Source organism: Pseudomonas sp. GW822-FHT02G04, assembly GCF_058802085.1.
Genome location: NZ_JBXANU010000003.1, coordinates 190822 through 205399, shown reverse-complemented (window position 1 = coordinate 205399; position 14578 = coordinate 190822). Strand labels below are relative to the sequence as shown.

The window sequence follows — 14578 nt, the reverse complement described above, 5'->3', positions numbered from 1 at the left end:
GTCGTATCGAAAAATGGGCATACCGATTGAATCGGGTGCCCATTTTTTGTTGGGCGCAGAGATGAACTGCTAACGAAGTCCCTCTACCAGATGCTGAGTGGGACCTAGGCTCTATCAATTGAGCCGACCTTCTCCGTATCGACCACTTCTGCACCCACCAGATTTAGTTCTTTAAGCACAGTGGCGGCGTGAGGCGAAAGAAATACGAATCCAAGTAAAGTTATTTCATCGATACTAAAAAAATCGATGCTGATATTTTCTTTGATTGTGAGGCTGATGATATTTTTGATTTCTCCGCTCGCTCGAAAATTAATCTTCGACCGAGTCTGATCGATCACGTCCACAGGCTCCTTGTCTATTCGTTGCTGGCGCATGAAATAATATTGGCGCTGTGCGACTGAAACGCCCTTCGGGTTGACGATCTCCAGTTCTGCGATCTCCCATCGGGAAGTCTTGAGGGTCTGGAAGGCTTTCAGGAAGCGCTCACTGACAATATGCCCCTCAAAGGCTGTGCAAAAGTCAAAGTCATAGCGCTTGTCCTTGGTAATCAGCACCAGCTTTTTCGGGAGGGGAGCGAGAGCTTCGTCGGGACCCGCGTCGTGCCAGTCGGCATCCATCGCATCGTCATAGGCGCCAGGGCTGAACGACTCATGAATGACGCCATCAATGAAAGTGGGGCAGTTTTTGTCTTTCTTGAATGCAAGGGTATAGAACATGAAAAGCCTCTTGTCAGCAAAGTCGACCGGTGCTGGATTTGGTTCGTATTCTTCCTGAAACAGTCTTCTTGCGAAGGCTGCTTTGTAGTGATGAAACCTGTTGCTGTGCCTGTGCCTTGGTAATAAGTTTTGCGTTATAGCGTGCTTTGATCCTGCCCAGTTTTCTGTCCACCAGGTCCGAATAATCCTTGTGTGAACCATTGTGGTAAACCGGTCTGCCAATGGCCGCGGCTTTTGCTTGGCTATCTGGCATCAGCAGGCCGTTTGGGGCTGTGTCCCGTGTGCCGCCCAGACCAATGGAGTTCATGAATTTGTCATGCCGCTTCCATACCGCTACTGGGATGACATGTTGGGCTTGCATGTTGTCACCAACGACGCCTCCCAGAGATGTATCGAGGACAGAGCTGGGGCTCCAGCCCCACGGGTCTGCCCAGCCAATGGGGTTGGGTCCATAACCATAGAGGTTCAGGCCACCCGCCAAGCCAATCGGATCCGGCGTCGTAAAACGCCCCACATCCGGATCATAGAACCGAAACGTGTTGTAGTGCAGCCCGGTCTCCCGGTCCAGGTACTGCCCTTGGAACCGCAGGTTCTGTTCCTCGATGTAATACGGTTCGCGTATCTCCTGGAGGGTGTTTCCCCAGACTCGATACCATGCCTGCCACACCATGGCGCCGTCGGCTTCCGTCAGTTGCTCGGGCAGGTCGCTGAGGTCGTTGTGGTAGTAACGAACCTTCTGCAAGCCGCCGCCGCCATCGACCCGCGCCAGCGGTTCATAACCGTTATCGGCATACAGATACAGGCTGATCTGGCTATTGCGGTGTTCCTGCAACAAGCGCAAGCCATCCCAGGTAAAGCGCGTTTCACCCAGCGGATAGCCGTTGTTGTCGTGCTCGGTCTTGCCGATTCGCCGCCCCAACGGATCGTAGGTCATGCGCACAACTGTTTCCCGCGCACCGTTTTCATTGCGCACTTCAATCAACCGGCTTTCGGCGTCGTAGGCAAAGCGCTGCAGGCCCCGTCGAGCGCTGCGTTTCTCGATCATCCGGCCAAAGGCGTCGTAGCGGTAACGCTTGTCCTGGTAGGTCAGCAGTTTGTTGTGCACCACCAGCCCGGCGCCGGGTTGTGGGCCGTCCAGCAGGTTGGCGGCGTCGTCGTAGGCGAAGGTTTCGCGCTGGCCGTGCTGGCTGTCCTGGCTGGCGATGATGCGGCCGGTGGCGTCGTAGTGCAGCAGTTGCCGGTGTTGCGTGGCGGGTTGCTGGTCGAGTTTGCCGATCAGGTTGTCGGCGGGGTCGTACTCGAAGTGCTTTTGTACCGCTGCCGGCATCAGCGATGGCTGACTGCTGTGATGGCGTTGGCGTGAGCGCAAGCGGCCGCTACGGTCGTAGTCGCTACGAGTGCTGATCTGGCCTTGGGTGCGTAGCACTTCGCGGTGCAGACGATCACGTTCGAAGTCGCTGATGACCTGGTCGTCGAGGTTGATCTGGTGCAGGTGGCCGCTGCCGTAGTACAGGCGATTGACCCAGCGGCCGTCGGGCAGTTGGGTCTGGATCAGGTTGCCGAGTTCGTCATAGTGATATTGCAGGCTGCCAGCCGCGCTGTGTTCTTCGAGCAACTGGCCGAGGGCGTTGTAGGCGAAGCTCAGGGTTTGTGCGTTGCCCTGGTGGTCGGTGAAGGTGACGGCGGTGAGCTGGTCCAATGGGTCGTAGGAGTAGTCGGTGCGGCCATCGTCGGTGACTTTGGCGATCAGCCGGCCGACGGCGTCGCGTTCCAGTCGGTGAACGATGGGAGCGGGGGGCGACTCGGGGACGACGGCCAGGCCGTTGCCGTAAGGCGCCGGAACAGCCGTGACCGCCGCGACGTTATCCAGCAGGTCATAGGTGTAGCGCTTGGCACTGCCATCCAGATCCTGTTGTTCTGTCAGCCGATCCCCTGCATCCCAGGCGAAGCGATAACTCTCGCCATTCTCATTGGTCAGCGATTGCAGCCGCCCGTAGCGGTCATATCCGAACTGCACTTGCCGGCCATGGGCGTCGGTACGCTGGCGCACCTGGCCGCGACGGTTGTGTTGATAGAGCGTGGTGTGCCCAGCCGGGTCGGTATAACCGGTCAACTGGCCGCTGATGTCGCGCTGATACTGCTCGGTGCGCCCGTCCGGCAACTGGCTGCTGAGCAACCGTCCCTGGGCGTCGTAGCTGAATTGGGTGCGTTCGCCGAGGGCATCGGTGATCGTTTGCAGATAGCCCCGGTGGTCGTAGCTGAAGCATGTCGGGTAACCCGAGCAATCGATGTGTTCGATTAATTGGCCGAAGGGGTTCCAGCGCAGTCTTTTGCTTTTGCCGGTGGCGTCGATGATCTCGACCACCTGGCCGTGGGTGTCGTAGCGGTAGCGGGTGACATGGCCCAGCGGATCGGTTTCGGCGATGCAGTTGCCGCGCTGATCGTAGCGATATTGCCAGCTGTTGCTTGCAGCATCGGTTTCCACCAGCGGCAAGGCCCAGTGCTCGAGCCATAGGGTCGAGTCGCTGCGGCCCAGCGGGTCGGTTTCGCCGATCAGGTTGCCGGCGTCGTCGTAGCTGTATTCGTAGCGCCCGCCCTGCGGGTCGGTGGCGCTGAGCAATTGGCGTTCGTCGTTCCACTCGAACTGCCAGGTCTGGCCGAGGTTGTCGGTGTATTCGGTGATCTGGTGCTGGATGTTCCAGCGGCGAATGCTGACACGCTGCAAATCATCGGTGATGCGCGTGACACCGGCCTTCAGGTCATAGTCGAACTGATAGGTGTCACCTTCGTCGGTCCAGTGTCCGACCACGCGCCATTCCTGGTCTTCGATCAAGGCCCATCCATAGAAACATCGCAGGCCTGTAGGCAACTGATGCTCGACCATCCGCCGCCCGGCGTCGTAGACGAAGCGCCGTTGCACCTGGCCGGTGGTGTCGCGCACTTCGGCCAGATCGCCCACTGCGTCGTAGCCATAACTGACGAGCACTTCGCGGCGTTGGTTGGGGTACAGGCGTTCCACCTGAACTACGCGACCACCTTCTCGAATCAGCTCGACCTGCACCAGATCGAAGGTGTCTCGCAGTCGTATTAACCGTCCGGCGTCGTCATAGTCGAGGTGGATGCGGTTGTCGTTGCGGTCGCCCAATTGATCAAGGCGCAGCAGCGCTGTATTGCCCGGCGTTGGATTGAACAAACGGTATACGCCGTTATCGCTTTCAATCAGCAGCTGCCCATTCACATGCCGCCGAACACTGAGCCCTTCACCGGCACTGAACACCGCGCCGCCCAGAGGAATCGAACCCATATCGATGCGCCGGGCCTGCTCATCGGTGTACACCAGCGTGTCCCCGCCCTCGGGGTGAGGCAGGATTTCGACGCATACCTCGTAGGACACGCTCCAACCTGCGCCGAACAACCCGTCGCGTCGCTCGTCGCGGCTGTTGTAGAAGCGCTGCCAATCGATCGGCAAGACGCCCGGCAACATGAAGTCCAGCTCTTCATCGCCCCCCAGCACCTTGGCCCCGGTCGCAGCATGCACCGGATTCGACGAACCCATGGCGGCGTTGGCCATGGCGCCCATGGCGCTGCTGACAGCCATCGACGCCGCGCCGCCGATCAGCATGCACGGCAATTTGCTGAAGAACTTGCCTTTGCCGCCCTTGAGCATCAGCAACGCGGTGACCGCCAGCCCCACGCCCGGGGTCTTGCCGCTGCGGATCTCGCGCACCACCACCGAGCCGCCACCGATGGTCACGTTCGATGAGATCAGCCCGGACGATACGACCTTGGCGTCGCAGGTGGTGCGGTCGCCGCTGCGCACGGCCGGCTGGCCGTTGATGGTGACTTTGTCCGAGCCCTCGGCCAGAAACTGCGGCGGCATCGGCGGGTGCTTCATGCAGGTGACCAGATCCAGCGGCTTGGGCACCGCGCCCGGTGCCGGGGTGGCAACGGTGGGGCGCCACATCTGGGAGAAGAAGCTCTCGGCCATGTCCAGATAGCTGGGCTCGGCTTCGGGCTCGGGTGCCTCCAGCTCGGTGCCGGCCGGCGCGACATGGGACGGAATCGCCCCGGCGGCCCGGGCGGCGGGAATGTTGTTGGTCAGGGTGTTGGTGGAACCGGTGAGAATCGTCGCCTGCACCGTGGGCGGGAACAGCGCATTGCTGAAGCTCTCGCACAGGTTGCTCAAGCCTTTGTCGGCCCCGGTCTTGCTCATGGCGAGGCCGACGATCGTGCCCACCACCGCGCCGAGCAGGAAGCAGCCGAGGCCGCCGGTGGCAACGGTGATGCCCGTGGCCGCCACCACGGCAGCCGTCGCCACCGCGGTGATCGCGATGTTGGCCGCCACCTCCAGCACGCCGCCAAGAATGTCGGCCATCATCGAGGTGTGGTCGAGTGCATCGCCCAGCCGGGCGGCCCAGAGTGCGTCAGACATGCAGGGTGCTCATCAGGCCGGAACGTCGAACAACAGCGAACTCTTGATGGTCGCCCAATGCGCGGCTTCGGCGTCGCCGAGTTTTTCCGCCTTCACGTAGCTCAGGGCGAGCATTTTGCGGGTGCCGGGCAACACCAGCGCCAACTGGTATTGGAAGACTTTGTCGCTGCCCTTGTTGAACTGGCTGCGCAACTCGATGCCTTCGACTTCCTGGCTGGCGCCCAGACGCACGGAGACGCCTGGTTGAAAACGCAAGTCTTGCACTTGTTTTTCCAGGCGCTTGAGCTGGTCGTCGAAGTTGCTTTGCAAGGTTTCGCCCTCGGCCAGCAAGCTGCGACTGACAATTAGCGAGGTGCCCAATTCGGGGAACTTGAGGATGTTGATCGTCGCGTCTTGCAGCTCGCTTGCCGGCAGTTGGAACTGGAATTCATTGATGCGATAAGTCATGGCGCCTGAATCTCGTGGTTAACCCTTGGGCGGGGGGAATGCGGCATTGATATTGGCGTCGATGCTGGCCTTGACACCCTGGCCGTCAGGCGTGGCGCCAGGGCCGCCGCCGTTGTTCAGGTGCAGCACGCCGCCGGTGTTGATCTCAGCGTCACCGCTGGCATAGAAGCTGATTTGCACGCCGGTCAGGTTGATCTGGCCGCTGGCATTGAGCTCCAGGATGCTTTCGCCGCACACCAGCCGCAGGTTTTCGCCCACTTCGATGACGTAGCTCTGGCTGATGCTGTCGGTCTTGCGCTGGCCCACCGACAGAATGTCTTCCTGCTTGACGATGCGCAGACGGTTGTTGCCGATGGTCACCGTCTCGTTATGCCCGATGCTCTTGTTGCGGTCGTGGCCCACCGAGTGGCTTTCATCCACCTCGACCACGATGTCCTGATTGCGCTCGGCATGGATGTACAGCTGCTCGGCGCCTTTTTTGTCTTCCATGCGGATTTCGTTGAAATTGGCCGGTGAGCCGCCCTTGCTCGAACGGCTTTTCATGCCGCTTTGGGTGGCGTTTTCCGGCAAGTCGTAGGGCACGGTCTGTTCGGCGTTGTAGACGCGGCCGGTGATGATCGGCCGATCCGGGTCGCCTTCGAGGAAACTGACGATGACTTCCTGGCCGATCCGCGGGATCTGCATCGAGCCCCAGTTTTTTCCGGCCCAGGATTGCGACACGCGAATCCAGCACGAACTGTTTTCGTTGGATTGGTCGTGACGGTCCCAATAGAAATGCACTTTCACCCGACCGAACTGGTCGGTCCAGATTTCCTCGCCCTTGGGGCCCACCACCAGTGCGGTCTGCGGGCCTTTGACGATGGGGCGGTGGGTGTTGGGCAGTGGGCGATAGCTTTGTTGTGCGTCAATGCAGGTCAGGTTGCTTTCGAACTGCGCCGAGGCCGCGCCACCGCTGGTTTCCAGGCTTTCCTGGTCAATGTGGTAGCGGGCGCCGACGATCAGGTATTCGCGGTTCTGGTCCTGGCGGCTGAAGCCGGTGAGGCTGAACAAATGACCCGACCCCAGGCCTCGGGCGTTGCCGGCCAGCTCGACCTGTTCGTGCAGGGTCTGCAAGGCTTCGATACGGGTACGTGCGTAGTGTTCGCCGTCTTCGCTTTGCACATAGGTGCCGGGGTAGTCGTACAGCGGATAATCGCCGGCGGTGTGCGGACGGGGCATGGCCGAGCGAACGTCAATCCGCGCGCCAGGGCGCTGGAAGTCATAGTCGTTGAGTTCCAGCGAGCCCGGCTGGACTTGCTGGGCCAGGTGCCAGTCGTGGATGTGATCGCGTTCGCGCTGCTGTTCGTTCTTGGGGTAGTAGGGCACCGAGGCGTAGCCGGGCACGTTGGCGTGGGCGCCGTAGGCATCGGCCAGCACCAGCACATGACGACCCTGTTCATGGCGGAAGAAGTAGTAGATTCCTTCCTGTTCCATCAGGCGGCTGACGAAGTCGAAGCTGGTTTCGCGATACTGCACGCAGTATTCCCACTCGCGATAGGGCCGGCTCAGGGCATCTTCGAAATCCGAGAAACCCAGGTCACGAAACACCTGCTTGATGATCTGCGGGATGGTCAGGTTCTGGAAAATCCGGCAATCGGACGTGCGGGTCAACAGCCATAGCCAGGGCCGCAGCGTGGCCTGGTAACTGGCGAACTGGCCCTGGTCGACGTTCTGGCTGCAACGGGCAACGATGCCATGGAAATGACGCTCGCCACCGCCGTCCAGTTGCAGGCTCAGGCACATGGGTTTGCCGAGCAACTGGTTGAGGTCGATGGCGTTATCCAGCGAGTGCAGTTGCAGCTCATAGCTGAACAGCCGCCCCAATTCTTCGTCTCCGCCCATATCCTTGAGCAACAGCACATCCGGCCCCAGGGGGCTGGTGATCTTTGCCAGGCGTGAGAGTTGCTTGAATAGCATCAGTTATCCCTTGTCACTGCTCGATTCCTTCCTACGGAGGAGGGCCGCTTAGGCGGCGTCGCTGAAGTCGTAGTGCAATTCGTTATCCCGGGCGCTGATCCGCACGCCTGCCAGCGCTTTGCCTTCGAGCATGCGGGTGAGGAATTCGCGGCTCATGTCCGGCAGCAGGCTGTTGGTCAGAATGGTGTCGATCATCCGCCCGCCGCTTTCGGTTTCGGTGCAACGGGAGACGATCAGGTCGATCACCGCGTCGTCGTAGTCGAAAGCCACTTTGTGGGTGTTCTCCACGCGTTTCTTGATGCGGTTGAGTTGCAGGCGGGTGATGGCCTTGAGCATCTCGTCGCTGAGCGGGTAATACGGAATGGTCACCAGCCGGCCCAGCAATGCCGGCGGGAAAATCTCCAGCAGCGGTTGGCGCAGGGCCTTGGCGATTTCTTCGGGCTCCGGCACGTTTTGCGGGTCTTTGCAGACCTGGGCAATCAGCTCGGTGCCAGCGTTGGTGGTCAGCAGAATCAAGGTGTTCTTGAAGTCAATCACCCGACCTTCACCGTCCTCCATCACTCCTTTGTCGAAGACCTGGAAGAAGATCTCGTGCACATCCGGGTGAGCCTTTTCCACTTCGTCCAGCAGCACCACGCTGTAGGGTTTGCGCCGCACGGCTTCGGTCAGCACGCCGCCTTCGCCATAGCCGATGTAGCCCGGTGGCGCGCCCTTGAGGGTGGACACCGTGTGAGCTTCCTGGAATTCACTCATGTTGATGGTGATGACGTTTTGCTCGCCGCCGTACATGGCTTCGGCCAGCGCCAGGGCGGTTTCGGTCTTGCCCACGCCGGAGGTGCCGGCGAGCATGAATACCCCGATCGGCTTGCTCGGGTTGTCGAGGCCGGCGCGGGAGGTCTGGATGCGTTTGGCGATCATCTGCAAGGCATGGTCCTGGCCGATGATGCGTTTCTTCAGGTGCTGGTCGAGGTTGAGCACGGTTTCCAGTTCGTTACGGGCCATGCGGCCTACCGGAATACCGGTCCAGTCGGCGACCACCGAGGCCACGGCCTGGTAATCGACCGTCGGCAAAATCAGCGGGGTTTCTCCTTGCAGGGCGCTGAGGCGCTGTTGCAGGTCCACCAGTTTTTCGCGCAAGGCGTGGCTGGTCTCGCTGCCGTCCTCGCTGTCCACCACACCGACGCGCTCGCGCAGGGTGGCGCGGGTGGCGAGCAATTCGTCTACCAGGGTTTTCTCTTCGGCCCAGCGACTTTCCAGCTCGGCGAGGCGTTCGCGTTCGGCACTCAGCAGGTTTTCGCTTTGGGTTTGGCGGGCGCCGATGACGATGCCGATGGCGTGCTCGCGGGCGATGATCTGCAGCTCGGTTTCCAACGCCTCGATGCGCCGACGGCTGTCGTCCACTTCGGCCGGCACGGCGTGCAGGCTGATGGCGACCCGGGCGCAGGCGGTGTCCAGCAGACTCACGGATTTGTCCGGCAACTGGCGCGCGGGGATGTAGCGATGGGACAGTTTGACCGAGGCTTCCAGGGCTTCGTCGAGGATCTGCACCTGATGGTGTTTTTCCATGGTCGAGGCTACGCCGCGCATCATCAGCAGCGCCTTGTCTTCGGACGGTTCGGCGACTTGCACCACCTGGAAGCGGCGGGTCAGGGCCGGGTCTTTTTCGATATGCTTTTTGTACTCAGCCCAGGTCGTGGCGGCCACGGTGCGCAGGGTACCCCGGGCCAGGGCCGGCTTGAGCAGGTTGGCCGCGTCCCCGGTGCCGGCGGCGCCACCGGCACCTACCAGGGTGTGGGCTTCGTCGATAAACAGGATGATCGGTTTTGGTGAGGCCTGGACGTCTTCGATGACTTGGCGCAGGCGCTGTTCGAATTCACCTTTCATGCTCGCGCCGGCCTGCAACAGGCCGACATCGAGGCTGCGCAGTTCCACGTCCTTGAGCGCCGGCGGCACGTCGCCGGCGACGATGCGCAGGGCAAAACCTTCGACCACCGCGGTTTTACCGACGCCGGCTTCACCGGTCAGAATCGGGTTGTTCTGCCGACGGCGCATGAGGATGTCCACCAGTTGGCGGATCTCTTCGTCACGGCCGACGATCGGGTCAAGCTTGCCACTGCGGGCTTGTTCGGTGAGGTCGACGGTAAAGCGCTTGAGCGCTTCCTGCTTGCCCATGGCGCTTGGGGCCATGGCGCCACTGGCTTCACCGGGCACGCTGCCGGCGTTGAAACCATCGCTGGCGCTGAGGGCATTTTCCGGCGAGTCGCCGACGTACTCGTCAAAACGCTCGCTCAGAGCCTCGACCTTGATCTTGTCGAACTCTGCCGACAGTCCCAGTAATCCATGGCGCAGGCTCGGGGTCTTGAGGATGCCCAGCACCAGATAACCGGTACGCACCTGGCTTTCGCCGAACATCAGGCTGCCGTAGACCCAGCCACGCTCCACGGCTTCTTCCACATGGGAAGACAAGTCAGTGATTGACGTCGAGCCCCGTGGCAAACGGTCCAGGGCTTCGGTCAGGTCCCGGGCCAGGCGCGCCGGCTCGATATTGAACTGGCGGATGAGGCGGTGCAGGTCCGAATCCTGCAATTGCAGCAACTGATGAAACCAGTGGGCCAGTTCCACATAAGGGTTACCGCGCAACTTGCAGAACACGGTGGCGGCTTCGATGGCTTTGTAGGCCACGCTATTTAGTTTGCCGAACAACGCGGCGCGACTGATTTCACCCATGCTCTTGGCTCCTTGAGATCTGTGAGGTGTTGGCTTGCTCGGCGTAATGCCGGGCCAGTATTAAGTCCTTGGCATCTTTTGCAGGCTTGCCCACCCAGGTATTGAACCCCAGGCGGAAGCGGCCATTGAGTTGCAGCATCGGCACTTCGGGCTGTTTCAGAACCAGGTTCAGATCCCAGTCCAGTTCATGGCCCAAGTATTCGGCCACCCAGGCCACCAGCTCATTGAAGGATGGGCTGCCGGGCAACATGCTCATGTAGTCATCCAGCTTGAGCGGCCCCAGGCGAATGCGGAATTTGTGCTGGCGATCCCAGACGCAGCGGCCCAGGCAAAAATCCACGCCCAATTGATGAGCGCTGACGCCCACGCGGCTGCGCTCCGGCAGCGCCAGCCATTGGCCGACGTATTCTTCGATCTCCACCGGCAGGCCGAAGTACTCGCCGATGATTGCCTTCAAACCGTCGGGATAGCGGGTTTGTGCCGACAGATGACCGCTGTAATGCAGCTTCGCCGTGTCGGGTATCAGGCCTTGTTTGAGCAGGCTCGGCATGCCTCGACCGCTCAGCGCTGCCAGACGTGCCGACCAGTAGTCATCGTCCGGGCGATCATGGCTGACTGTCGGACGCGCCTCGGCCCAGGCCCGGTAAAACAGGCTCAGTAGGCGATGGTGGAACACATCCAGAAAGCGTTTGCTGGTGCTGTCGGCGTTGTTGCGCTGGCGTTCACGCACATATTCGGTGAGGTGCAGCGGCAACGGGCCATTGGGGCCGCCGAGGCCGAAAAAGAACTGTTCCAGGCGCGCTGGCGAACCGTCGACGCCCGGCTGTACCGAGGCCAGGGTCGCCGGGGCGAAGGTGCAATCGGCCTGTTGCCCGAGGCGCAAGGGGTCATCGGCCAGGCGCAACGAATGGCCCAGGCGCGGAAGCTCAGGCGATTCGCACTCGATGCGCCGTAATGCCTGGAAGAAGTCGTATTCCCAGGGCTGCTGGTGCATCGCGTCCAGGGTATTCACAGGGTCGGACGGCGTCCGGGTTTGGCTTTCCATCGCATGATCTCGCCGCGCTCGGTGGTACGGATCACCGTCTCGGTAAAACTGTTGATCGACACGTAACGTGCCAGGAAGCGCTCGAAGACTGCACCGAGCAAAAAGACGCCCGTGCCACGAAACGCGTTCTCATCGAATTCCAGGGTGATCTCCAGGCCGCGGCCAAACACGATCGGGCCCGGCATTGGCAAGCGTCGGGTGCAGGCTTTGCTGCTGACTTCGCGCAGGCCTTCGATCTGCAATTGCAAGGCTGCATCGTTGTCGTCGCCATACAGGCGCAGCAGCTCGCGCAGGGCGGCGGCGCCCTGGCCTTGCTCGCTGAGGGACAAGTAGTTGAGCGAAAGCTGGCTGATCAACCGCCAGGCCTTGGCGTCGTGGGCATGGCTGGCGCGTGGGCGGCTCGGGCCTGCCACGCAGCGTACAGCCGCAACGGGCGCGCTGTCGGCCAGGGTGAAGTCGGTCTTGCTGTTGCCCACGCTCATGAACAGCGGCAGGTCGCGGTTGGTGCACAACGCCGTTACGCCCAATTGACGCAGGTCGTGACGATAGGGCGCCTGCTGGCTGTCCACCAGACTGACGAACGTTTCGCTGCCGATGTAAGTCGAACGTGGGCCGTTGCGCCGCTGGCCGCTGGACAGCATGCGGGGTTCGCGCCGCACCGTGTAATACGCCTGATCGCGGCCGTAGCGAGACGGATCGCGGACGGCATAGAACGGCAAAAAAGGCTGTTCCGACCCGGTGCCATGGCCGGTGAGGGCGGTCAGGGAATGAATCTCGAAATCCATCGGCCGGGTACGGTCGGCGATCACATGGTGTTCATTCACCCGTTCCGACAAATGGATGCGATCCAGGCGCTTGGGAAACAAGTTGATGGCCGGGGTGCAAAACGGCAGGAACTGCGCGGCACCGACGCTGCCTTCCAGGCTCGGATCATGACGGTCGAACAGCACGATCAACTCCAGCTCCCGGCCCTCGCAGCGTTTGACCGCCCGGCTCAACCCGGTGAAGTCGACAAACAGAAAGCGGCGGGGCAGGGCGAAGTATTCCTGCAACAGGCGATAGCCCTGGAAGGCTCGCGAGACCACGGGCAGCGCGGCGTCGGTATCGTCGAACCCCACGGAGCGCAGTGCATCCTGGGGCAGGCGTTCGACCCAATCGCCGCCGGGCTGACGGGCGAAGACGGCGCAGGCGTTACCCAGCAACTGTTCGTAGAGGCGAAAGGGTTGTTCGTCGGCGCCGTTGAGGTACAACGGCAGGTTGTCCAGGGCCAGACTGTTGAACGGCAGTTCGGCACCGGTGCGCAGGGTCAGGCACAGGCCAGCCTTGGCCTTGGGGGCGCTGGCGGCCAGGCGCCCGAGCACGGCGGACGGGTTGCCAAAGTACTCGGCTTGGCTGACCTGCAATGGCCACAATGTCACCGCATGGGCGGTGCGGTATTCGCAGCAGGTTTGGGTCTCGCGCCCCAGGGCGGCACGCAGGACCGTATCCCGGGGCAACGGGAAGCCGCTGCTCAGCGAGCCTTCATCGGGGTCGGCCTGCAATTGCACCACGGTCATCGACGGTGTCGGCGCCAGGTAATGGGGGTACGCGATTTCCAGCAGGTTGTGGGTGAAGGTCGGGTATTCGGCATCGAGCTTGAGCTGTACCCGCGCCGTCAGGTAGGCGAACCCTTCCAGTAAGCGCTCGACGTACGGATCGGCGCAGTCCATGCCGGACAACGTCAGCCGACTGGCGATTTTCGGGTATTCCTGGGCGAACTCCGCCGCGCTTTCGCGCACGTGGTGCAGTTCCTGGTTGTACAGTTCCAGCAGGCGCGGGTTCATGAGTGTCTCCGCTGGTCGGCGTTGACCACTCGCACATGGCCGGATTCCAGGTCCAGGTCGGTTTGCAGCATCAGACGCAGCGGCACTGGCTGGGCCCAGAGATCGCCTTCGATCTCGAAACTCAGGGCGTTGTGATTCATCTCGGCAGATGCCCGGGCCCGCACGCGCAGGGTATGGCGCAGAATCCGCGGTTCGAACGTGGCGATGGCCTGGTGGATCAGTGCTTCAAGCGCCGCGATATCGACGTTCGATGCACTGTTGCCGGCCAGGGCTGGCAGCCCGAAGTTGACCACCGAAGTGCCGGCCGGTGTGTGCAGCGTCGCATCGGCGCTGAGCAATGACGTGGTGTTGAGCAGCCACGCCAGGTCCCGCAGCACCGAGGCTTTGAGTTGGGTCAGGGACAGCACGCGCTTGTCGGCGCTTTCCTTGAGGTTGCTCGGGTCGTCGTCGGTCAACCGATCCAGCAGGGACGGTTGCAGGCGATCGCGGGTGGCGATGTCGGTTACCACGTAAATGGCGCTACATACATTTTTTGGTCCCCTCCTGTGCCGCAGGACGCAAACGTGTTGACCGCTCCCGCCTCCAGTCCCCCCGGAATCTGGCGGACAGCCTGCATTTTGCTGAGACAGTCGCGGCTGGGCGCAGGCATGTGCTCGCTGCGCCAGACCGAAAATATCGGGATGTTGTTGAACGTTTCTACGCGCAGTTGCTGCTGTTTATTCAGGCTGAAGCTGCAAGGCCATTCCATGTCCAGCTTCATGCGACTCTGGTCGGGTTTGACCAGCGTGCATTGACCCTGGTCGTCAATCAGGCTGAGTTGCTGCCCAACAAAGACGGCCTGGGTTGTTGGCATCCGGGCATGTTCGGCGCATGCGCTCAGGCTGGTCAGACTTATCGCCAGGCACATGGCGAGCCGGTGATTTTTCATTATGCGAGCTCCCAGAACCAGACAGCTCTGGATCTGTAAAAGAGGTCGCCGGTTTGGGTCAGGCCCCGATTCCATAGATCAATATGATCGCCAGTACGATTGTCTGCCGACTCCCCTGACTGCTGGAAACAGTCCTTGAAGAAGATAAGCCCGGTCTTGCCCATCAACGTGCGACGCTCCTCGGCGCTGTTACCAAGCATGGTTGGCCGGCCCAGATGATGCTTCCACAACCAGTTCGCCAGCGACTCGGCACCCCGGGCGTGCTCATGTGCACACTTGGGTTCGGTATAGGTGGATTTGTTGACCTTGATGGTCAGCTCTGCATTGAGTGTCGCGCTCATGCGGATAGCACACTGGTTTGCCCAAGGGCCCTCACAGGGCTTGGCGTCAGGATATGTAACGAGGAGGTCGGAATACGCTTTCCACAAATTGATAAACGAAGGCTTGGCCATGACTCAGACACCGGATGGGAAAGGATTGGATTCGAGCAAGCACCAAAATGCC

Annotated in this window: 10 protein-coding genes; all 10 read right to left on the bottom strand. The window is 61.2% G+C overall.

Features of this window, described 5'->3' with window-relative positions:
• Positions 1 to 104: 104 nt before the first annotated feature.
• The 10 genes from AC1RO5_RS05735 to AC1RO5_RS05690 are packed head-to-tail and all read right to left on the bottom strand — an operon-like array spanning position 105 to position 14526.
• A complete protein-coding gene (locus tag AC1RO5_RS05735) occupies positions 105 to 716 on the bottom strand; it encodes an Imm43 family immunity protein (RefSeq protein WP_493173482.1) in 612 nt (203 codons plus the stop codon).
• Positions 717 to 729: 13 nt separating this feature from the next.
• Complete coding sequence (locus AC1RO5_RS05730) at positions 730 to 5148, bottom strand: RHS repeat-associated core domain-containing protein (protein WP_493173480.1); 4419 nt, start codon at positions 5146 to 5148, stop codon at positions 730 to 732.
• A 12-nt stretch (positions 5149 to 5160) separates the two neighbouring features.
• Positions 5161 to 5595, bottom strand: coding sequence for a DcrB-related protein (locus AC1RO5_RS05725; RefSeq protein WP_493173478.1), 435 nt, complete (start codon positions 5593 to 5595; stop codon positions 5161 to 5163).
• An 18-nt stretch (positions 5596 to 5613) separates the two neighbouring features.
• Positions 5614 to 7551 (bottom strand): type VI secretion system Vgr family protein, encoded by a 1938-nt coding sequence (locus AC1RO5_RS05720; RefSeq protein ID WP_493173476.1) that lies wholly within the window; start codon positions 7549 to 7551, stop codon positions 5614 to 5616.
• 48 nt (positions 7552 to 7599) lie between these two features.
• The gene (tssH, locus tag AC1RO5_RS05715; protein WP_019650054.1) at positions 7600 to 10278 is read right to left on the bottom strand and encodes a type VI secretion system ATPase TssH; all 2679 of its coding nucleotides are present in this window, start codon (positions 10276 to 10278) and stop codon (positions 7600 to 7602) included.
• The gene (gene tssG, locus AC1RO5_RS05710; protein WP_493173474.1) at positions 10271 to 11323 is read right to left on the bottom strand and encodes a type VI secretion system baseplate subunit TssG; all 1053 of its coding nucleotides are present in this window, start codon (positions 11321 to 11323) and stop codon (positions 10271 to 10273) included. Before tssG ends, tssH begins: the two co-directional genes overlap by 8 nt.
• A complete protein-coding gene (gene tssF, locus AC1RO5_RS05705; RefSeq protein WP_493173472.1) occupies positions 11287 to 13146 on the bottom strand; it encodes a type VI secretion system baseplate subunit TssF in 1860 nt (619 codons plus the stop codon). Before tssF ends, tssG begins: the two co-directional genes overlap by 37 nt.
• Positions 13143 to 13655 carry a type VI secretion system baseplate subunit TssE gene (gene tssE / locus AC1RO5_RS05700; RefSeq protein ID WP_028939183.1) on the bottom strand — a complete coding sequence of 171 codons (513 nt, stop codon included), beginning with the start codon at positions 13653 to 13655 and terminating at the stop codon, positions 13143 to 13145. The genes tssF and tssE overlap by 4 nt, the downstream gene beginning before the upstream one ends.
• Positions 13649 to 14074, bottom strand: coding sequence for a hypothetical protein (locus AC1RO5_RS05695; protein WP_493173469.1), 426 nt, complete (start codon positions 14072 to 14074; stop codon positions 13649 to 13651). The genes tssE and AC1RO5_RS05695 overlap by 7 nt, the downstream gene beginning before the upstream one ends.
• Positions 14074 to 14526: a type VI secretion system amidase effector protein Tae4 gene (locus AC1RO5_RS05690; protein WP_493173467.1), complete on the bottom strand. Its 453-nt coding sequence runs from the start codon at positions 14524 to 14526 to the stop codon at positions 14074 to 14076. Before AC1RO5_RS05690 ends, AC1RO5_RS05695 begins: the two co-directional genes overlap by 1 nt.
• Between the last annotated feature and the right edge of the window lie 52 nt (positions 14527 to 14578).